The sequence below is a fragment of the Nocardia panacis genome, assembly GCF_003598715.1.
GTDB classification, from domain to species: domain Bacteria; phylum Actinomycetota; class Actinomycetes; order Mycobacteriales; family Mycobacteriaceae; genus Nocardia; species Nocardia panacis.
This window is the reverse complement of record NZ_QZFU01000029.1, coordinates 437,799-459,431: the sequence shown is the minus strand read 5'-3', so window position 1 is coordinate 459,431 and position 21,633 is coordinate 437,799. Positions and strand designations below refer to the sequence as shown.

At 68.8% G+C, this 21,633-nt stretch carries 10 protein-coding genes; 1 reads left to right on the top strand and 9 read right to left on the bottom strand.

Annotation, left to right across the window (positions count from 1 at the left end):
• Positions 1–41: 41 nt before the first annotated feature.
• The 6 genes from D5S18_RS24405 to D5S18_RS24375 form a co-directional block, all read right to left on the bottom strand.
• Entirely contained in the window at positions 42–13,349 is a 13,308-nt protein-coding gene (locus D5S18_RS24405; RefSeq protein ID WP_158607944.1) for a non-ribosomal peptide synthetase, read from the bottom strand.
• 64 nt (positions 13,350–13,413) lie between these two features.
• The gene (locus tag D5S18_RS24400) at positions 13,414–14,124 is read right to left on the bottom strand and encodes a DUF6875 domain-containing protein (protein WP_239003973.1); all 711 of its coding nucleotides are present in this window, start codon (positions 14,122–14,124) and stop codon (positions 13,414–13,416) included.
• Between the two features lie 415 nt (positions 14,125–14,539).
• On the bottom strand, positions 14,540–15,697 hold the full coding sequence (locus D5S18_RS24390) for an acyl-CoA dehydrogenase (protein ID WP_120043393.1): 1,158 nt from the start codon (positions 15,695–15,697) through the stop codon (positions 14,540–14,542).
• Between the two features lie 169 nt (positions 15,698–15,866).
• Positions 15,867–16,535, bottom strand: coding sequence for a TetR family transcriptional regulator (locus D5S18_RS24385; protein WP_120043501.1), 669 nt, complete (start codon positions 16,533–16,535; stop codon positions 15,867–15,869).
• An 84-nt stretch (positions 16,536–16,619) separates the two neighbouring features.
• Entirely contained in the window at positions 16,620–17,096 is a 477-nt protein-coding gene (gene purE / locus D5S18_RS24380; RefSeq protein WP_120043500.1) for a 5-(carboxyamino)imidazole ribonucleotide mutase, read from the bottom strand.
• 133 nt (positions 17,097–17,229) lie between these two features.
• Positions 17,230–18,450: a 5-(carboxyamino)imidazole ribonucleotide synthase gene (locus D5S18_RS24375; protein ID WP_120043392.1), complete on the bottom strand. Its 1,221-nt coding sequence runs from the start codon at positions 18,448–18,450 to the stop codon at positions 17,230–17,232.
• 39 nt (positions 18,451–18,489) lie between these two features.
• On the opposite strand from D5S18_RS24375, the gene D5S18_RS24370 reads away from it, so the two are divergent.
• Positions 18,490–19,029 (top strand): GtrA family protein, encoded by a 540-nt coding sequence (locus tag D5S18_RS24370; protein ID WP_120043391.1) that lies wholly within the window; start codon positions 18,490–18,492, stop codon positions 19,027–19,029.
• Between the two features lie 7 nt (positions 19,030–19,036).
• Here D5S18_RS24370 and D5S18_RS24365 read toward each other — a convergent pair whose 3' ends face one another.
• The 3 genes from D5S18_RS24365 to D5S18_RS24355 are packed head-to-tail and all read right to left on the bottom strand — an operon-like array spanning position 19,037 to position 21,582.
• Positions 19,037–20,341 (bottom strand): sensor histidine kinase, encoded by a 1,305-nt coding sequence (locus tag D5S18_RS24365; RefSeq protein WP_120043390.1) that lies wholly within the window; start codon positions 20,339–20,341, stop codon positions 19,037–19,039.
• Between the two features lies 1 nt (position 20,342).
• Complete coding sequence (locus D5S18_RS24360; protein WP_120043389.1) at positions 20,343–21,020, bottom strand: response regulator transcription factor; 678 nt, start codon at positions 21,018–21,020, stop codon at positions 20,343–20,345.
• A gap of 40 nt (positions 21,021–21,060) precedes the next feature.
• A complete protein-coding gene (locus D5S18_RS24355) occupies positions 21,061–21,582 on the bottom strand; it encodes a PH domain-containing protein (protein WP_120043388.1) in 522 nt (173 codons plus the stop codon).
• Positions 21,583–21,633 lie beyond the last annotated feature (51 nt).

The window sequence follows — 21,633 nt, the reverse complement described above, 5'->3', positions numbered from 1 at the left end:
ACACTGTACCTGGCCACGCCCCTAGGGCGCACGTCGAATGCTCAGTGTCGCCGCAAATACTGGGCGAGCAGTGGACCCAAGATCGCCAAGGCTTCCGGACTGGTCAGCCGATTGTGTGCGAAGGGGATCTGATGATTGTCGATCGTGCCCCCGATATACGGACGCCAGGTGTCGACGTTCAGACCGACGCCCGCGCGGGCGTCGGTGCTGCTGAAGAACAGCAGATCGCCCTCGAAGACCGCCGGGCGGTAGTCGGCGGCCTGCCGGACCAACTCCAGGTAGTCGACGTAGAGCCGTTCGAGGTCGGCGGCGGTGAGCGCCCCGAACATGCCGCCGTTGGCGCGCAGCAGGGCGGCGGCTCGCTCGGGTAGCGGGATATCGTCCGCGCCGAGCAGGGCCGGGTCGACGCCGCCGAATTCGGCGAGCAGGTATTCGGGCGGCGGGGCCTCGGTGGCGCTCTCGGGTTCGACATCGGCGCGACCGTCCATGATGACCAGCGCCGCGACGTGTTCGCCGCGCCGCTGCAACTCCACCGCGACGGCGTGCGCGATCGGGCCGCCCGCCGAATATCCGAGCACCCGGTAGGGACCTGCGGGCTGGGTCAGCAGGATCTCATCGGCGTAGCGCGCGGCCCGCTCGACCAGTTGGGTACGCGGTTGGTCGGCGGTGATGCCGGGTGACTGGAGTCCGTAAACAGGATGGCCGTCGTCCAGATACTGCACCAAACCCGCGTAGCCCCAGGCCAATCCGATGGCCGGATGGACGCAGAACAGCGCGGATCCCGCCCCGGCGGCGCGCAGCGGCAGCACGGGCCGCAAGGCCGGATCCGCCGCCCCGGCATCGCCCTCCTCGATCCGGATGGCGAGCCCGCCCGGTGTCGGATCACCGAACATCCACTGCACCGGCACATTTCGGTCGATGCGCGCACGCACCGCGGCCACCAGTCGAATGGCCACCATGGAGGTGCCGCCGAGTTCGAAGAAGTTGTCGTCCAGGCCGACCCGCTCCGCGTCGAGCACTTCCTCGAAGGCCGCCACGACCGCCCGCTCGAGCTGGGTGCCCGGCGGACGATACGGAAGATCGACCCGATGTCGCGGGGCGGGTGGCGCGAGCCTGCGAACAGTGCCGGGCGGCGCGGTGACCTCGAGCGAACCGACGACCACTGCGGGGTGCGCGGTTACTGTCTCGACGATCTCCACGAAACGCCGGGTCAACTGGGCAACCGTCGCGGGCTCGAACAGATCGCACGCGAAGGTCAGCGTGCCGCGAATGCCGACCGGGGCGCCGTCGGCGGCGAACTCCTCCGCCAGCATCCACTCCAGATCGAATTTCGCGCCCACCGAGGGCATTTCGACCTGCCGCAGTTCGACACCGGGCAGGCGCACCCGCTCGGTCTCGAAGTTCTGGAACACCAGCAGCACCTGGAACAGCGGATGGTGCGCGGTCGAGCGGGCGGGGGCCAGCACCTCCACCAGACGCTCGAAGGGCACATCCGCGTTCCCGAAGGCATCGAGGTCGGTGTCTTTGACCGCGGCCAAGAAGCTTTCGAAGGTGCTGTCCGGATCGACATCGGTGCGCAGCACCAGCGTATTGACGAACATGCCGACCAGATCGTCGAGTTCGCCGTCCCCGCGCCCCGCCGTGACCGAACCGATGGCCACATCCCGCGCACCGCTCAGCCGGGACAGCAGCAGGGCCAGCGCCGCGTGCGCGACCATGAAGATACTCACCCCTTGCCCGCGCGCGAGCTCGCGAATCCGCCGCTGCACCGTGCTGTCGAGACGGAACTCCACCATCTCGGCGCGATGGGTCAGCACCGCCGGGCGCGGGTGGTCGGTGGGCAGTGCGGGCACCTGCGGCAATCCGGCGAGCGCGGCGCGCCAGTACGTCAACTGCCGGTGCGCGACGCTGCCCGGATCGTCGTCCGCGCCGAGCAGTTCGTGCTGCCACAGCGCGTAATCCGCGTATTGCAGCGGCATGGGATCCCACTGCGGCGCGGTTCCGACCGAACGTGCGGCCCAGGCCATCATGACATCCCTGGTCAGCGGGGCCAGCGACCAGCCGTCGGAGGCGATGTGATGGGTCACCACGATGAGCAGAGCGGGTCCGGATTCGGCCCGCAGCAGCCAGATTCGCATCGGCAACTCGACCGTCAGATCGAATCCCTTGGCCGCCAGGCGCATCGCGCGATCGATCGTCGAATCGGACCCGATCTCCGAAACCCGTAGCGGCACCAGGTCTTCCGACATCGGCAGGATGTGCTGATACGGCTCGCCCGCGGCGTCGACCGGGTAGATGGTGCGCAGCGATTCGTGCCTGGCCATGACATCGGCGACAGCGGAGCGCAGCACCGCGGCATCGACGTCGCCGCCGATCTCGAACGCGCCCGGCACATTGTGCGCGGGTGAGGCCGGGTCGTAGCGGTTCAGGAACCACATGCGCCGCTGCGCCGCCGAGAGCGGAATGTGTTCCGGGCGCGGGCGCGGACCGGGGCGCGGACCAGGTGGATCGGTGACGGTGCGCACCGCCGCCGCGAGGCAGGCCACGGTCGGCGCGTCGAAGACGGTGCGCACCGGGATCCGGACATCGAGGGCCGCGCCCAGGCGCGCGGCGATGCGGGTCGCGATGAGCGAATTGCCACCCAGCGCGAAGAAGTCGTCGTCGAGGCCGACGCGCTCGAGGCCGAGCAGTTCGCCGAATGCCTCGGCCACCGCGCGCTCGGTAGGTGTCTGCGGCGGGCGATAGCGACCCGACCTGATCTGCGGGGCGGGTAGCGCACGTCGGTCGAGTTTGCCGTTGGCGGTGCGCGGCAGCTCGCCAAGCGGCACGATGGCCGAGGGCACCATGTAGGACGGAAGACGTGCGGCCACCACGCTTTTCAGCCGATCGGGAGCGAAGAGTTCGGGATCGGTCGGCACCACGTAGGCCACGAGCAGTTCACCGACCGCCGGATCGACGTGCACATCGACCACCGCCTGATCCACCGTGTCGTCGGTACGCAGGGCCGAGGCGATCTCGCCGAGTTCGATGCGCAGGCCGCGCAGCTTGACCTGGAGATCCGAACGCCCGAGATAGTGCAGATTCCGGCCGTGGCGACGCACCAGATCGCCGGTGCGATACATTCGCGCGCCGGCGGGCGCGGCCACGAACCGGTCGGCCGTGAGCCCCGCGCGACCGTGATAGCCGCGCGCCAAGGCGATTCCGGTCAGATAGAGCTCGCCGACCACGCCTTCTGGGACCGGGTGCAGCCGATCGTCCAATACGAGCGCGGTCATCCCTGCGATCGGCGCGCCGATCGTGACCTCGTCACCGGGGCACAGGGCAGAGCTCCCGGAAGCCCAGATGGTGGTCTCGGTGGGGCCGTAGTCGTTGAAGTGCCTGCGGCCCGCGGCGGCCCACCGGGTCACCAGTTCCGGCGGGCATTCCTCACCGCCGGTGATGATCGTGCGCAACGCGCCCGAGGCGACGGCCGCAGGGTCCACCGAACCCAGTGCCGACGGTGTCAACGCGATATGCGTGATCCCTTCGCGCACCAGCAGTTCGGCCAGATCCGGTCCGCCGAATTCGGTCGGCCCGGCCACCACCAGGGTCGCGGCGGGTCCGACCGCCATGAGCAGTTCCAGCACCGAGGCGTCGAAACTCGGCGAGGCCAGGTGCGCGATCCGCGAATCGGGGCTGGTCTCGCCGCGTTCCCGCTGTGCGAGCGCCACATTCGCGAGACCGGCGTGGGTGACGACGACGCCCTTGGGGCGCCCGGTCGATCCGGAGGTGAATAGCACATAGGCCGGGTGCTCGGCCCGCAGCGGCTCCCGCTCGGTGACGGGCGCGTCCGAGAATTCGACCGGCTGATCCAGTACGAACCAGCGCACCCCGGCCGGGAGGGCGTCCACCGTCGCCGCGGCGGTGATCCCCAGTGCGGCTGCGGAATCGGTGAGCAACTGCGCGATCCGCTCGGCCGGATAGGCGGGATCGACCGGTACGAAGGCCGCCCCAGATTTGGCCACCGCCCATACCGCGAGCACAGAATCCACCGACCGCCGCAGCGCGATGGCGACCAACCGCTCCGGCCCGGCCCCGGCCCGAATCAGCGCTCTGGCCAGTCGGTTCGAACGCCGGTCGAGTTCGCGGTAGGTCAGCGAGATCGATCCGTCGGTGACCGCGATCGCGTCCGGTCGCGCCGAAACGGCGGCCGCGAGCAGATCCGGTAGCACTTGGGGCGTCGCGAGCGCCGGCCCACCCGACAAGCCCACGCGCTCCGCGTCGTCGAGAAGGTCGATATCGCCGACGGGTGCGTCGGCGGCGGCAGCGATGCCGCGCAGCAGCCGAATCCAGCGCTGCCCAAGCCTTTCGATGGATGCGCGGTCGAAGAGATCGGTGGCATATCCGAATCGCACAGTCAGCCCGCCATCGGCCCGCTCGGATACCGTCACACTGAGGTCGAATCGGCTGGTCTGCTGGTCGAGTTCGATGGCTTCGACCCGCAGGTCGGGCAGTGTGAGATCCACCGGGGCCAGATTCCGGAAGACCAGCATGACCTGCACCAGCGGATGCCGCGCGGCGGAACGGGTGGGTTCGAGCACGTCCACCAACTGCTCGAACGGCACATCGGCGTTGTCGAATGCCTCCAGATCCGCGCGCCGGACCCGGTCGAGCAGCGCGGTGAACGCTTCCGCGCCACGCACCTCGGTGCGCAGCACCACGGTATTGACGAACATGCCGACGACGCTGTCGAGTTCACTCGCGCCCCGACCCGCCACCGGTGTGCCGAGCGCGATATCCGCGCGCCCGCTCGACCGCGCGAACAACACCGCCAGCGCCGCGTGCAGCAGCATGAACAATGAGCTCCGCCGTGACCGCGCCACAACGGTCAACGCCGCGCTCAGGTCGGAATCCACCTGAGCGAGTACGGTTTCGGCGCGCAGCGAAGCGGTGGCCGGGCGCGGACGATCGGTGGGCAACTCCAGCAGATCCGGCATACCCGCCAGCGTCGTTCGCCAGAAGTCCAACTGTCGGGCCAGCAGCGATTGCGGATCCTCGGCCGAGCCGAGCCGATCATGCTGCCACAGTGTGTAATCCACGTACTGCACCGCCGGCGGGGGCCACTTTGGCGAATGGCCTGCACCGCGCGCGTGATAGGCCGCCATCAGATCGGCCGCGAGCGGACCCATGGAGAACCCGTCCGCGCTGATGTGGTGCACCACCAGCACCAAGACATGGTCCGCGTCGTCGAGTCGGAACAGTCTGCCCCGCACCGGGATCGCGGCGGTGAGGTCGAAACCCTCGGTCACGCAGTCGGAGACGACCCCGACCACTTCGTCCATCGATATAGGCTCCGGATCAAGTCGGGGCGCGAGGGCTTCGGCGACGACGACCTGATGTCCGATGCCGTCACGGGCCGGATAGACGGTGCGCAGCGCCTCGTGCCGATCCAACACATCGCCGAGGGCGGCCCGCAGTGCCGCCAGATCCAGCCGTCCGCGCAGTCGCAGCGCCACCGGAATGTTGTAGGCCCCCGAAGTCGGATCGTACTGATTGATCAGCCACATCCGTTGCTGCGCAGGCGAGAGCGGGATCAGCGCGGGACGCGGACCCCGACGCGGACCCACCGTCCCGGCCCGCGCCGCGCCGCCGATCCGCGCGGCCAACTCCCGCACATTCGGCGTCTCGAACAGGATGCGCACCGGCACCTGCGTCCCGAGTTCCGCACCGATCCGCGCGGCCACCCTGGTCGCGGTGAGCGAATCACCGCCGAGCGCGAAGAAATCGTCCTCGGCGCCGACCCGCTCGTGCCCGAGCACTGCCGCGTAGGCATCCGCCACGGCGCACTGCGGGCCGACCGGCTCGACGTATTCGGCCACGGACCGGGCCGGTTCGGGCAGCGCCCGCACATCCACCTTGCCATTGGCGGTCAGCGGCAGCGCGTCCAGCACCGTCACCGTGGCGGGCACCAGATAGCGTGGCAGTCGCGCGGCCGCGTACTCGAGCACCCGCGCCGGGGTGATCGCGCCGTCGGATCCCGCGACCACATAGCAGGCCAATGCCTTGACACCCGAGGCGCTTTCGCGCACCACCGTCACCGACATGGCGATACCGGGCCGCGACCGCAGCACCGCGTCGACCTCACCGGGTTCGACCCGGATGCCGCGCAGTTTGATCTGGGTGTCATTGCGTCCGACGAAATCCATGCGGGCGTGCGAGATCCGTCGCACCAGGTCGCCGGTGCGATACATGCGCGCGCCCGCCGCGCCGAAGGGGTTGGCCACGAACCGCTCCGCGGAAAGTCCGGACCGCCCGACATAGCCGCGGGCCAGGCCGTTGCCCATCAGGTACAGCTCGCCCACCGCGCCGAGCGGCACCGGGCGCAACCACCGATCCAGCACCGCCATCCCGGATCCGGGCAGCGGTGCGCCGAGTCCGATGGGGTCGCCGGGGGTCAGCGGCGCGGTGCAGGTGGCGGCGACCGTCGCTTCGGCCGGTCCGTAGGAGTTCAGCAGCGCGCGGCCGCTGCCGAGGCGGGCGGGCAATTCGGGCGGGCACGCCTCACCGCCCGTGAGCACCACGCGCACGCCGGACAGGTCCTCCTTCGGCACCGTCGCGAGCAGACCGGGCGTCGCGACCACCTGGGTCGCGGCGGAATCCAGGATGGCGGCGGACAATTCGTCGCCTGCCGCGCTATCGGGCGGGGCCAGGGCGAGGGTCGCGCCTGCGGCGAAGGTGCTCAGCCAGGCCAGCGTCGCCGCGTCGAAGGCCGGATTGAGACAGTGCAGCACCCGATCGCCCGGACCGACGCCGGTGTGCGCGCGGATACCCGCGACCAGACCCGAGAGTCCGGCGTGGGTGACGATCACGCCCTTGGGCGCGCCGGTCGATCCGGAGGTGTAGACGATGTAGGCCGGATGCGCCCCGCGCAGTGGCGCGCGCCGATCGGCATTGTCGATCGGTTCGGCCGCGAAGGTTTCCCAGTCGGGCTCGTCGAACAGGAGCCATTCCATGGTGCCGGGTAGGTTGTCGCGCCGGTCCTGTCTCGAAATGCCCAGGCGCGCACGGGAACCCGCCGCCATCGCGGCTACGCGTTCGGCAGGCGCCCCACCGTCGACCGGGACGAACGCCGCGCCCGACTTGGCGATCGCCCACACCGCGACGAACCATTCCACCGAGCGCGGCAGCGCGAGCAGCACCGCCGATTCCGGTCCCGCGCCCGCCGCGATCAGCCGCCGGGCCAACCGATTCGAACGGTGGTCGAGTTCGGCGTACTCGATCTCGACCATGCCGATTCCGGCCGTACCGGTTCCAACCGGGTTGATTGCAACCGTGCCGATTGCAGCAGTTGGGCCGGCTCCGGCGATGCCGGTTCCAGCCGGGCCGATTCCCGCCATATCGGTTGCCGCCGAGCCGACTCCGGCGCGGTCGACTTCGCGCGAACCGCACCGCACCGCGATCCGACCGTGCCGCACCCCGTCCGCCAGCAGATCGGGCAGCAACCGGAGCGGTTCGGGTCGAGCGCGCAGCACACCCGGATAGTCGCCGGGAGCGCCGCCGCGCACCTGCCGGACCGGTCGGCGCGGATCGGCGGCCAAGCGGCCGAGGATCCAGGCCAGCCTGCCCGCCAAGTCCACCGCCTCGTCGTCCTCGAACAGCCACGGCGAGTAGTTGAGCACCAACCGCAACCCGTCCCTGGCGTAGGCGGCCAGCGACAGCGGGTAGTGGGTGCCGTCGCGTCCACGAAAGCCCTTGACCCGCAGGCCCACTCGATCGGTGGCCGCCGAGAGTGCCGCCGTGTCCACCGGATAGGACTCGAAGACCGTCGCGGTGTCGAACAGCGCGCCGACACCGACGAGCGCCTGAATCTCGGTGAGCCCCAGCGAGTGATGGTCGAGCAGCGCGCCCTGTTCGCGGCGGACTCTGGTCAGCAGGTCGCCCACGGTCTCGTCGGGGGCCAGTGCGATGCGCACCGGGATGGTGTTCACCAGCATGCCCACCGCGCGCTGCGCGCCTGCGAGTTCGGGTGGGCGCACCGACACCGTGGCACCGAAGACGATGTCGTCGCCGCCGGTCAGTTCGGCGAGCAGCAGCGCCCAGCCGACCTGTACCAGCGTGTTCAGCGTGATCCCGCGCGAAGCGGCCGCGGCAGCCAATGCCGTGGCCGTCTCGTCGGCCAGTGGCACCTGCAGCGAGAGCGCGGGCGACTCGGGTCCGTTGACGCGCGCGGCGGGCGGCCTGGTGGCGGCGACCAGCGTGGGTCCCCCCAGTCCTGACATGGCGGCGGACCAGGCGTGTCGCGCCGCCGGAACATCCTGCGCGACAAGCCATTCCAGATAGCGCCGGAAGGAGACCGGTGCGGGCAACGTCGCGCCGGGGCTCTCATACAGTGCGAGCAGTTCCGCGAACAGCAGCGGCATCGACCAGCCATCCAGGATCAGGTGGTGATTGGTGATGACCAACCGCATCGCGCGCGGTCCCAACCGCAGTCCCAGGAAACGGATGAGCGGCGGCCTGGCAGGCACGAACGGCGCGGCCAGTTCGGCCTCGGCGAGCGCCTCGCACTCCTGCGGTGTCGCCGCGACGCAGCGCCACGGCAGGTCCACCGAGGCCAATACCAATTGCACCGCGCCGTCCTCGGTGACGAACGCGGTGCGCAGCGCGTCATGGCGGGCCAGCAGCGCGCGGGCCGCGCCTGCCATGCGGTCTTCATCGATCTCGCCCTCGAGATCGATCACCGACTGGACCGAGTAGCCGTCCGCACCCTCGCCCGCCAACTGTGCGTGGAACAGCAGTCCGCGCTGCAACGGTGCGAGCGGCCACGCGTCGATCATGGTGGGGTAGTGCGACTCCCAGGCGTCGATGCGGGCTTGATCCGTCGAAACCAGCCCGAGGTCGCTCGGCGTCAGCCCGCCCGAGGACGGTTCGCCGACCAGATCGGCCAGGTCGGCGAGCGCCGAAACCCAGTGTCGCACCAGCGCTGCCACGTCCTCGCGCTCGATGACCCCGGTGGCGAACTGCCACACCGCGTGCAGTCGCGATCCGGCCTCGGTCTCGATGCTCACCGCGTCCACCGAGACCACCGCGGTCGCGGGCAGCCCCGCCGCACCCACGCCGCCGAGTTCGCGCCCGATCGACACCGGCAGCCACGGTCCGCGCGCCGCGCCGAGGACCTGTCCCAGGTAGTTGAACCCGATCTGCGGCGTATTACCCAGTCGCGCAGCAATTTCCGGATTCAGGTAGCGCAGCAACCCATAGCCCATCCCGCCGCGCGGCACCGCGCGCACCTGTTCCTTGACCGCTTTGATCGCGGCGGACAGCTGCTCGGATCGATGCGAATTCGGCTGCGGCAGTCCCGAATCAGGCTGCGGCAGGGCAAGCCGAATCGGGAACTGGTTGGTGAACCACCCCACTGTTCGGGAGAGGTCCGCGCCGGGGACTACCGATTCCTCGCGGCCGTGCCGCTCCAGCATGATCAGCGCGTCGGCGCGATCGGGCCGCCACCGAGCCAGCGCCACTGCGAGGGCGGTCAGCAACGCATCCTCGACACCGGCCCGGAAGGCGATCGGCATCCGCTCGGCGAGCGGACCGAACACCCGCGCCGGGATCCTCACCTCGATCCGCCCGGTGTCACGGCGCAGATCGCGACGCGGATCCAGTGCCCGCCGCCCCAACGCGGCGGTGGACCCGCCGAGCACTCCGGCCCAGTAGTCGGCCTCATCCATCCACGAATCCCGCGCGGCCGCAGCCGAAAGCGCGTGCGCCCAGGTTCGCATGGAGGTGCCGACCTCGGGCAGTGTCGGCGCGATACCCGCCGCCACCTGCCCCCATGCCGCGATCAGGTCCGCGATCACGATCCTCCAGGACACCGCGTCGAAGACGAGATGATGGACCACCAGCACCAGTCGTCCGGACTGGAGCCAGGTGGCCGCGAACATCACGCCTTCCTCGGGCGCCAGTCGCGCCGACGCCGCCGAAACCGCCTCTTCGACAGTCGAATCCGCGCAACTGATCACCGTGTCGGCGTCGATGGCGCCGACGGGCCTGGTTTCCAGCCGGCCGTTCACCAACCTGGCCCGCAACATGTCGTGCCGGTCCAGCACGGCCTGCAAGGTGTGACGCAACCCGAGCCGATCGATGCCCGAGGGCAGTTCGAGCACCATCGACTGCCCGAAATGCTGCCAGCCCTGCGGATTGTCGAGCAGCCACGCCACGATCGGAGTGGGTTCGACCGGACCGATGCCGGCGCCGGGCAGTTCCCGCAGCACCGCGCGACCATCGGTCGAAGCGGCCGCCACCGAGGCGAGCGCCGCCGGGGTCGGATATTCGAAAACGTCTCGGGCCGAGAAGACCAACCCGGCCGCGCGGGCACGCGAGACCAGTTGAATGGACATGATGGAGTCGCCGCCGAGGGCGAAGAACGAGGACTCGGGGTCGATGGATTCGGTCCGCAGCACCTCCGCGAACAGCGCGCACAGCACCCGCTCGGTCTCGGTTCCGGCAGCTCGGATCTGTTCGGGCGCCTCGAATTCCGGCTCGGGCAGCGCGGCGCGGTCGACCTTGCCGTTGCGGGTCAGCGGCAGCGCGTCCAACACGGTGACGGTGGCGGGAACCATATGACCGGGTAGTCGACGGGCACAGAATTCGGTCAACTCGGCGATTTCCAGCGCGGGCGACGCATGATCCGCGCCGGTGTTCGAAGAGGGCACCACATAGGAGGCCAGTACCGAACCGCCCGCCGCCGTGCGCCGCGCCACCGTCACCGCGATCTCCACCGCCGGATGGGCCGCCAGCACCACATCGACCTCACCGGGCTCGACCCGCATCCCGCGCAGTTTCACCTGGAAATCGGCGCGCCCCTGGTATTCCAGGACAATCGGCTGCGGACCGTCGGCTACCGCACGCCACCGGACCAGATCGCCGGTCCGATACATGCGCCCCGGACCGTACGGGTTGGCCACGAACCGTTCCGCGGTCAGCCCGGCCTGTCGCGCATACCCGCGCGCCACCCCCGAACCGGCCACATACAGTTCGCCCGGCATCCCGATCGGCACCGGCCGCAGCGACCGATCCAGCACCAGCAGCACGACGCCCGGCACCGGCTCGCCGAGCCCGGCCGCCTCCCCCGGCACCAACCCGGCGGTGAAGGTGGCCGCCACCGTGGTCTCCGACGGCCCATAGGAATTCAGCAGCGCCCGCCCCGGCCCGAATCTCGCGATCAGCTCCGGCGGACAGATCTCGCCGCCGATGGACACGACCCGCACGCCATCAAGCGCCCCGACCTGCAGTGTCGCCAATACGGCCGGGGTCGTACACAGTTGCGTCACACCGAAATCGCGGATCGCGTCCGCGAGCCCGGTATCGGCGACCGAATCGCCGTCGGCGATGACCAGTGTCGCACCGAATCCGAAGGCGACGAGCAATTCCAGCAACGAGGCGTCGAAACCCGGATTCAGGCAGTGCAGCACCCGCGAGCCCGGACCCGCCGCGTACGAATCGCGCACGGCGGCGGCCAAACCCGCCAATCCGGCATGGGTGACCACGACACCTTTGGGCAGACCGGTCGATCCGGAGGTGAACACCACGTAGGCCGGATGCTCCGGTCTAGGCGCCGGGAGCTCCATCGGGTCCGGTTCCCCGAGGTCATCGATGACCAACCAGGAGATCGACCCCGGCAACTCGCGCACCTGATCCGCGGTCGTGATGCCCAGGCGCGCACCGCATTCGGCGGCCATCCTGGCCACCCGCTCTACCGGGATCCCATTCCCGATCGGCACGTACGCCGAACCCGATCGCGCGATACCCCACAGGGCGATCGCCGACTCCACCGAACGGGGCAGTGCGACAAGCACACTCGACTCGGGTCCGGCACCCCGCGCGAGCAGCGCTTGAGCCAGTCGCAGCGAGAGTTGGTCCAGCGCGCCGTAACTCAGTGTCCGCACCCCATCCAGCACGGCTGGTGCCGTCGGTCCCGCCGCCCGCAGGCCGCGATCCAGTAGCTGTGACAGCAGCCGCGGCGCGGGGGCGGCCGGTCCCCGCACGCCCGCGCTCAGGTGCCGCTCATCGGGCAGGAAGTAGTCCAGCTCCCGCACCGGCGTCCCCGGCTCGGCACCGAGCAGCGACTCGAACAGCGCCATGAACCGATCGTGGTGGCGGGCAAGCGATGACGCGTCGTACAGATCCGGATTGGCGGTGAAGTCGAGGTGGATCGGGGCGCGCGCACCGTGCTGGTACAGGTTGACGAACAGATCCTCGATCGGCCCCGAGGTGAGCACGTGCAGCTCGGTCCGCACACCGTGGAATTCGACCTCCGTCGGGAACAGCATGATGTTCACCACCGGCCCGACCAGTCCGCGACCGAAGGCCACGTCCGCGTGCAGTTGCTCGGGGCGCATCTCCTCGTGCCGGAAACGCTGATGCCGCAGCGCGCCCGAAACCTCGACCCGGATAGCGGCGACGATATCCCCGACCGTGCTCGAGGCGGGCACCGCGATCCGCAACGGCACCACATTGGCCAGCATGCCGCCCGAGCGCCGCAGCATGGCCGTGGTCCGACCCGAGACCGGCAGGCTCAGCACCACCTCGTCGCGCCCGGTGGTCCTGGCGTAGTAGAGGGCGAGCGCCGCCATCACCAAGGCGGGGGCGCCGACCTCGAAACGCGCGCCCGCCGCGGCCAATCGCCCGACGACCGGCTCCGAAAGCGTGACGCGATGCTGACGACCCAGCGCATGCGCCGGCGCCTGCGCCTCGACCAGACTGCACTGTCCGGGCATGTCCGCCGTCCGCTCGGACCAGTAGGCGGCGTCGGCGGCGAATCGGGACGACTCGCGGTAGCTCATCTCGGCGGCGTGGATCTCCGAGAGCCGCATCGCCCCGGATTCCTTCGGCGCGATCCCCGCCACCGCCGCGTTGTACAGCTCGGCCACCCGGTACAGCAGCCCGACCGAACCGAAGCCGTCGAGCAGGATGTGATGACAGCGCGAGTACCACAGCACCCGATCCGGCCCCACCCGGATCAGCACCGACATTCCCAGTGGATCGCGGTAGAGGTCCATCGGCGCGGCCACGTCGGCGCGCATCCACCGCAGCGCCTCGGCATCGGGATCGGCGGCATCGCTGAGATCCAGATAGCCGAGTTCGGGTTCGGCGCCCTCGTCCACCGCCTGCCACGGCCGACCGTCCTTCTCGATCAGTCGCAGCAGGCCGGAACCGAACTCCCGCGAGGCCCGCGCCGAGACCGTCCGCAGCACCTCGATATCGAGCGGTCCGGCCATCTCGATGTACTGCGCCTCGTAGAGGGGTACGGCCGGATCGAGCTGCTGGGCGTACCACATGCCCAGTTGCGCGGGCGAGAGCGGAAACTCCGTCATCGAAACGCCGTGCGTCATTTCCCTGTCTCCCACAGGCTCATGAATCGGCCCATCCGGTCGGCTCTCACCGCGCGGTCCGTCCTGCGGGTATCGGCGCCTCCCCGACCCGATAGGCCGCGATTTCGGTCTGCGGACCCGCCATCAGCCGCGAGACCACCGCATGCCGCACATGGGCGGGCAGTGCGGGCGCGAACTTCTTGACATAGGCCGACATCCACTCCGTGCGCTCCAGCAGGAAGGGGAAGTCGGTGGCCATCATGGGGCGCACCACCAGCATCGGGACGGGCGCGTCCAACGGATGAAAGTCCTTGTTCCACAATCCGGGTTGCGCACAGCCGGGGTAGAACTGGCCGAGCATGAAACCCTGCGCGACGAACTCGGACTTGAGTTCGGCGTGCAGCTCATCGATGAGCGAGTAGTCGCGCAGCCCCGGAAATACGGTGACCAGCGTGCGCAGCACCGTGGCGCCGCCCTCGGTCGGCGGCAGTTTCGGGTAGAGCTCCAGCGCGTCGGCCAGCACCAGCCTGATGAACTCCGGCCACGGTCTGCTGCCCGGAATCCGGCCCACCCACATGAGGTCGCGTCGAATGGCCGGTCCCACATACGGACATACCGGCCCCTCGCGACCGAGCTCGGGTGATGTGCCGGTCAAATACGTGCGTGCCCACTCGCGCACCACCCCGAGGGTGGATCTGGTGAACGGGCACACGATCTCGGTATTGGACAGCGGGATCCAATTCAGCCCCGACCGCGGTCCGATAACGATCTTGGTCATGCGTCACCTCATCGCGTTATACGTCCGAGTATCCCCTCAAATTCCGCGCGAAAACACGGGTAATTACTACCCAATTTCCGGGGTCTGGATTTGGAGCGACCGAGTAGCCAAAAACGTTAACGCGCGGGACAGTTCGTCCGATAAGGCCCCCAACACACCCCCAACCACCCCCAATGCGCGACGAGCCAAGGATATGCCGCGCTGCACGTCATTTGCGAGTGCTTCCGACAATTCGAGGAGGTAGCAATCGAGAAACACGCGCAGACCAGTAACGAATTCGTCACCGATAACATCGGAAGACAACCGATCGGCCTCGATTGCATTTCGGATCGATCGGCGCGAGCAAATGCGAACGGGGTGGTGCGGGAGTAAATCCCGCACCACCCCGTCGAATCGTGGGCCTGCCCAGCCGAACTCAGCGCAGCAGCGCCCGCGACATGACCAGTCGCTGGATCTGGTTGGTGCCCTCGTAGATCTGGGTGATCTTCGCGTCGCGCATCATCCGCTCGACCGGGAAGTCGGTGGTGTAACCCGCACCGCCGAACAACTGCACCGCGTTGGTCGTGACCTCCATGGCCACATCGGAGGCGAAACACTTCGCGGCGGCGGAGATGAAACCGAGGTTCGGCTCGCCGCGCTCGGCGCGCGCGGCCGAGGTGTAGACCATGAGGCGGGCGGCCTCGATCTTCATCGCCATATCGGCGAGCATGAACTGGGTGTTCTGGAAGTCGGCGATGGACTTGCCGAACTGCTTGCGGTCCTTGGTGTAGGCGATGGCCGCGTCCAGCGCGCCCTGCGCCAGACCGACCGCCTGCGCGCCGATGGTCGGGCGGGTGTGATCCAGGGTCTGCAGCGCGGTCTTGAAACCGGTGCCCGGCTCGCCGACGATGCGCTCACCCGGCACCCGGCAGTTCTCGAAGTACAACTCGGCCGTCGGCGAACCCTTGATGCCGAGCTTGTGCTCGAGCGGGCCGACGACGAAACCCTCGTCATCCTTGTGCACCAGGAACGCCGAGATACCATTCGCGCCCTTGTCCGCGTCGGTCACCGCCATCACGGTGTACCAGGACGACCGGCCGCCATTGGTGATCCAGCACTTGGAGCCGTTGATGATCCAGTCGTCGCCCTCGCGACGCGCCCTGGTGCGCATACTCGCGGCATCGGAGCCCGCCTCGCGCTCCGAGAGCGCGTAGGAGGCCATCTCGCCGTTGACGATATCGCCGAGCACCTTCTGCTTGAGTTCCTCGGAGCCATTGAGGATCAGGCCCATGGTGCCGAGCTTGTTGACGGCGGGAATCAGCGAGGAGGAGCCGCAGACCCGCGCCACCTCCTCGATGACGATGCAGGTGGCCACCGAATCCGCGCCCTGACCGCCGTATGCCTCCGGCACGTGTACGGCATTGAAGCCTGCGGCGTTCAGCGCGGTCAGCGCCTCCTCCGGGAAGCGGGCATTGCCGTCGACATCCTTGGCGTACGGCGCGATCTCCTTCTCCGCCAGGCCGCGGATGGCCGCGCGCAGCTCATCGTGGAAGTCCTCGAGCTTGAACAGATCGAAATCCGGATTTCCCGCCATGGGGCACACTCCTGGTTCGTGGTCGTCGACTACTGCCGCCGGACACTCGGTGCTATCAACCAGCGCCATCGGCACTCAGTGCCATATCGTGGCCGAGTATACGCCCGAAATTCGAGGCGACTTGGCGTTATGTCTTGGCACTGAGTGTCAAAGCGGTGTGAGACTCACCTCAGAGCGTACCGAGCCGCCGACTCAGCAGATCGGCGATTCGACCTGGCGGCATGTCCCTGGGAAAGACCGCGAGCACCATCTCCGCGTCCGAACGCGCCGCCGCGCCACCGCGCGCAATCGCGGCCAACTCGGCCCGAAGATCCGCCGCACCCGCCGCCGACTCACCGCGCACCATCCGACGCAGCAAATAGTTGTGCGTCGCGGTGACCGACGCGGTGAACTGCACCCTCGCCAGATCCGGGGTGTCGGGCAACCGCTTACGCAGAAAGTCGGTGAACAACCGCTCGTACCTGAACACCGTGACGATCTCGCGCTCGCGCAGCGCCGGCACCCGCCGCACCACCTGATAGCGGCGGGCAGCGATCTCGCGCCACTGGGTGAAACGCTCGAACACCTGCACCGCCGCCTCGCACACCGCCTCCCACGGATCCTCGTGCGCCGCACCGAGATAGACCGCCGCGGCGGCCAGCTGCGCCTCGTGATCGGCGAAGATCACATCCTCCTTCGACCGGAACTGCCGGAAGAAGGTGCGCCGGGAGATCCCCGCCGCCTCCGCGATCTCCTCGACCGTCGTCGCCTCGTACCCGCGCTCGTCGAACAGTCGCAACGCCTGATCCACCACGGCCAGCCGGAACCGGACCGCCTCCGCGCTCGGCTCGCCGGTCACCGCCCGACCGGGCTCTGTGGGCTCGGCCCGACCGGACTCGATGGTCTCCGCCCGACCGGGCTCAATCGTCACGGCCCGACCCGGCTAGCTGCCCAGCAGCTTGCGGCGCAGGGCGTCATCCTTCTCCAGCACCATCTGCTCCAGCCCCGCCTGGAAACGCTCCATGCGCGAACGCAATTCGGGATCATGCGCGGCCAGGATCCGGACCGCGAGCAGACCCGCGTTGCGCGCGCCGCCGATGGAGACGGTGGCGACCGGCACACCCGCGGGCATCTGCACGATCGACAGCAGCGAATCCATACCGTCGAGATACTTCAGCGGCACCGGAACCCCGATGACCGGCAGCGGCGTGGCCGAGGCCACCATGCCCGGCAGGTGGGCCGCACCGCCCGCGCCCGCGATGATCACTCGCAACCCGCGACCGGCCGCCTCGCGGGCGTAGTCGAGCATGCGCTGCGGGGTGCGATGAGCCGATACCACGCCAACCTCGAAACGAATCCCGAACTCCGCCAACGCCTCTGCGGCGGCCTCCATGGTCGGCCAGTCCGAGTCGCTGCCCATGATCAGGCCCACGGCAGGCGCGGAGCCCGCGGAGCGCCCATCAAACGCAGGCGCGGAGCCTGCGGAGTGCCCATCAAACGCAGGCGCGGAGCCCGCGGAGCGCCCATCAGGCACAGGCACGGAGCCTTCCTGCTTATTCATGTGGGTTCCACCCGTCTGTCCAAATGGCGTGCGACATCCAATGTGCCGCGCGCTCCGCTTTCTCCCGCACCTCGGCGACCTCGTCACCGAGCACATTCACATGCCCGATCTTGCGGGCGGGCCGCTCGCCCTTGCCGTAGAGATGCACCCTGGCCTTCGGCATTCTGGCGAACAGATGATGCAATCGCTCATCCATCGACATGTCCGGCGCCTGCGGCGCGCCGAGGATATTGGCCATGACCGTCACCGGGGCCAGCGGCGCGGTATCGCCCAGCGGGTAGTCGAGGACCGCGCGCAGGTGCTGCTCGAACTGACCGGTGCGCGCGCCGTCCATACCCCAGTGTCCGGAGTTGTGCGGGCGCATGGCCAACTCATTGACCAGGATCGCGCCGTCGGTGGTCTCGAACAGTTCCACCGCCATCGCGCCCACCACGCCGAGGCTGCGCGCGAGATCCAGTGCCAAAGCCTCGGCGGCCGTGGCCGTCTCCTCGGAAAGGTCGGGTGCGGGCGCGATGACAACCGCGCACTGCCCATCACGCTGCACGGTCTCCACCACCGGCCACGCGGCGGCCTGACCGAACGGCGAGCGCGCGACCATGGCCGAGAGCTCCCGCCGCAGCGGCACCTTCGCCTCGGCCAGCAACGGGACACCCTGCGCCAACCGCTCGGCGACGATCTCGCTCGCGGCCTCGGCGGATTCGGGCATCCAGACACCGCGACCGTCGTACCCGCCGCGCACCGCCTTGAGCACGATCGGCCAGCCGTGTTCGGCGCCGAAACGCACCGCGTCCTGCGGCGTGGTCACCGGCACGAAGGCCGGAATCGGGACCTCGAGTTCGGCGAGTTTGGCGCGCATGGCCAATTTGTCCTGCGCGTAGATCAGTGCGGAGGGCGGCGGCTGCACATTGACGCCCTCGGCCACCAGCGCCTCGAGGTATTCGGTTGGCACATGTTCGTGGTCGAAGGTGAGCGCGTGCGAGCCGATGGCGGCCTTGCGCAGCGCGGCCAGGTCGGTGTGGCTGCCGAACACCACGTCCGGGGTCACCTGCGCGGCCGGATCGTCGGGATTCTCGGCGAGCACCCGCAGCCGCTGCCCGAGAGCGATCGCGGCCTGATGGGTCATGCGGGCCAATTGCCCGCCGCCGACCATGGTCACGGTCGGCATGGCCGAGGAATCGAAACAACGCGCAGTCACGTCATGGAATCTTGTCATGCCGGTCGGCAATCATGGGTACCGGTACACTCGGGCCTTGTGTCATTCGTCGACGACGTGGTCAACGTCCTCCCCAAGCCGCTGCGGGAGATCGCGTACCGCCATCACGAGCTGATCAAATTCGCCATCGTCGGCGCGACGACCTTCGTGATCGACAGCGGCCTGTTCTACGTCCTCAAATGGACCGTGCTGCAACAGAAGCCGGTCACCGCCAAGATCATCTCCGGCATTGTCGCGGTCATCGCCTCCTACATCCTCAATCGGGAGTGGTCGTTCAAACATCGCGGCGGCCGCGAGAAGCATCACGAGGCGCTGCTGTTCTTCGTGGTGAGCGGTGTCGGCGTGGTGCTGAGCTTCCTGCCGCTGTGGGTGTCGAGCTACGTGTTCGACCTGCGCCAGCCCAATGTCAGCTTCACCGTCGAGAATGTCGCCGACTTCCTCAGCGCGTATGTCGTCGGCAATCTGTTGCAAATGGCGTTCCGATTCTGGGCCATGCGCCGCTACGTATTCCCCGACGAGATGAGCGAAATCGACGCCGAACTGCGCGACCTCGTCGAGAAGGAAATGGGCCACAGCTAGGCTCTTTCTAGCGCGGTTCGGCAGGCCAGGAGTTCTGCGGCCGAGGCGAGGAGCCGAGGAAGACCGCGAACGAGGCGGGCCTGCGACGCTGCAATTCCAGTCTGCCGCCATCGGCCTCCACCAGTGCCCGCGCCAATGCCAACCCGACCCCGGTAGACCCCCCTGCGGAGAAGCCGCGATCGAAGATGTGCGGGGCGAGTTCGTCGCGCACCCCGACACCTTCGTCGGCCACCTCGACGCACACCACCGGGACGCGCCCACCGCCGGGCACCACCGTGCGCACCGAGACCGTGCAGGTGCCGCCACCGTGCATCAGGGCGTTGTCCACCAGTACCGCCACCGCCTCGCGCAGTCGGGATCCGGTGATCGGCGCGGTCAGCGATTCGTCGCCGGTCAGGGTCAGCGCGCGTCCGGCCTCGTTGAACGGGTGCATCCACTCCGCCACCACCCCGCGCAACTCGGCCATGACCGGCACCGGGTCGCGGTCGGCGGCGTCCTCGTCGCGGGAGGCGCGCACCAACTCGTCGATGGCCTCGGTGAGCCGATCGACCTGCGCCATGGCCTCCTCGGCCTCGTGCACCACCGCCGGATCGGTATGCGCGGACAACTCGTCCAGCCGCAACCGCACCGCGGTGAGTCGACTGCGCAACTGATGGGAGACATCGGCGACGAGCGCGTGCTCGCGCTGCAGCCGGCCCGCGATCTCGACCGTCGCCGAATCCAACACATCCGAGACCCGATCCAGCTCGGAGATGCCGTGCCTGCGCGGATCGGGCCGGAAATCGCCCATGGCCAGGCGGGCGGCCCTGGCCGCGACATCGCGCAGCGGATCGGCCACCCGGCGGGCGGTGACCATGGCCACCGAGACCGCGGCACCGAGCGAGGCGAGCACCGCCAGCCCGACCACCGCGACCGCCTGGCGCTGCATGGCGTGCATCGGCGCCGAGGGCACCTCGAGCCGCAGCGAGACCGATGTCCCCATCGACAGCGATTCGACCAGCGGATCGGCGACCTCGGTCGCGCCGATCGACTCCTGCGCCGAACTGCCGAGCGGGGCCGGATAGACGATGGTCAACCGACCATCCTTGGGCACCAGCGGGCGCACGGACCTGGTATCCAATTCGCCGAGCACGATGCCGTCGCCGTGTTCCTGGTCGAGGATCTCGCGCGAGATCGACTCCAACCGCCCGCGCAGATCGGTTCGAGTGATGTCCTCGACCCACAGCCAGGCAGTATAGGTCAGCGGGACGCCGAGCACCACCGTGGTGAGGGTGAGCACGGTGAGCATGGACCGCAGGATTCTGCGCCGCACGTCAGTCGGTGTTCAATCGGAAGCCGACTCCGCGCACCGTCACGATGCGCCGCTCCGCCATCGGCCCTTCGTCGCCGATTTTGCGCCGCAGCCAGGACATATGCATATCAAGGGTTTTCGAGCCGCGCAGTTCGGCATCGCCCCACACCTCGCGCAGGATGGTCTCGCGCGGCACCACCTGACCGGCCCGGTCGATGAGCACCTTGAGCAGCTCGTATTCCTTGTTGGCCAAACCGATCTCGACGCCGTTGACCAGCACCCGCCGCGCGGCGGGCTCCAACCGGATCCCGCCCACCTCGACGGTGTCGTCGCCGATTCCGCTGCGGCGCAACAGCGCCCGCACCCTGGCCAGCAGTTCGGCGAGGCGGAACGGTTTGCCGACGTAGTCGTCGGCTCCCGCGTCCAGGCCCACCACGAAATCCACCTCGTCGGTGCGGGCGGTGAGCATGAGCACGGCCAGGTCGGCCCCGCGCGCCCGCACCTGGCGGCACACCTCCAGCCCGTCCATTCCGGGCAGGCCGAGATCGAGGATCAGCAGGTCGTGGTCGCCCTGGAGGGCACGCTCGAGCACCGCGGGGCCGAAACGCTCGACGGTGACCGAGTAGCCCTCGCGACCGAGCGCGCGGGAGAGCGGCGCGGCGATGGCCTCGTCGTCTTCGGCAAGGAGTACTGCGGTCATGAGGCCAGATTAGTGAAGTGTGCGCGGTTTACCGTCGAGGTCACCGATATCCACTGTCCGAGCGACCGCGGTCGGCGTCGAAGACCTCGTGGTACAGCAGTGCGTGCACCCGCTGCACCTGCGGGATGTCGTCGTACTCCAGCGGTTCGGCCGAGGAGGATTCGATGATCAGGGTTCCGGTGCCGAGCATCCGGTCGAACAGGCCGTGCCGGAATTGCACACTGGAGATGCGGCTCATCGGAATATCTATGCCGGTGTGGGTGAGCACGCCCTGTCGGATCAGCACCCGCCGGTCGGTAATGATGAAGTGCGTCGACTTCCAGCTGATTATCCGTGCGGCGCAACGCCATACGACGACGATCGCCCACACCACCAGGATCGCGACCAGCACCGGGGTGCGGGCGGCGCCCTCGAGGTGCCGCGCGGCCATGCCCGCGCCGAATCCGGCCACCGCCGTCGCGACGATCAGTGTGACGACCGGCCAGAAGAGCATCTTCCAGTGCGGATGGCGATGCAGTAGCAACTGCTCGTCCGGCGCGAGCACATCCTCCGGATAACCCATATCCGCACCCTACCGCGTGTCGATGCCCGAAACCGGGACACCGAGCCGGAT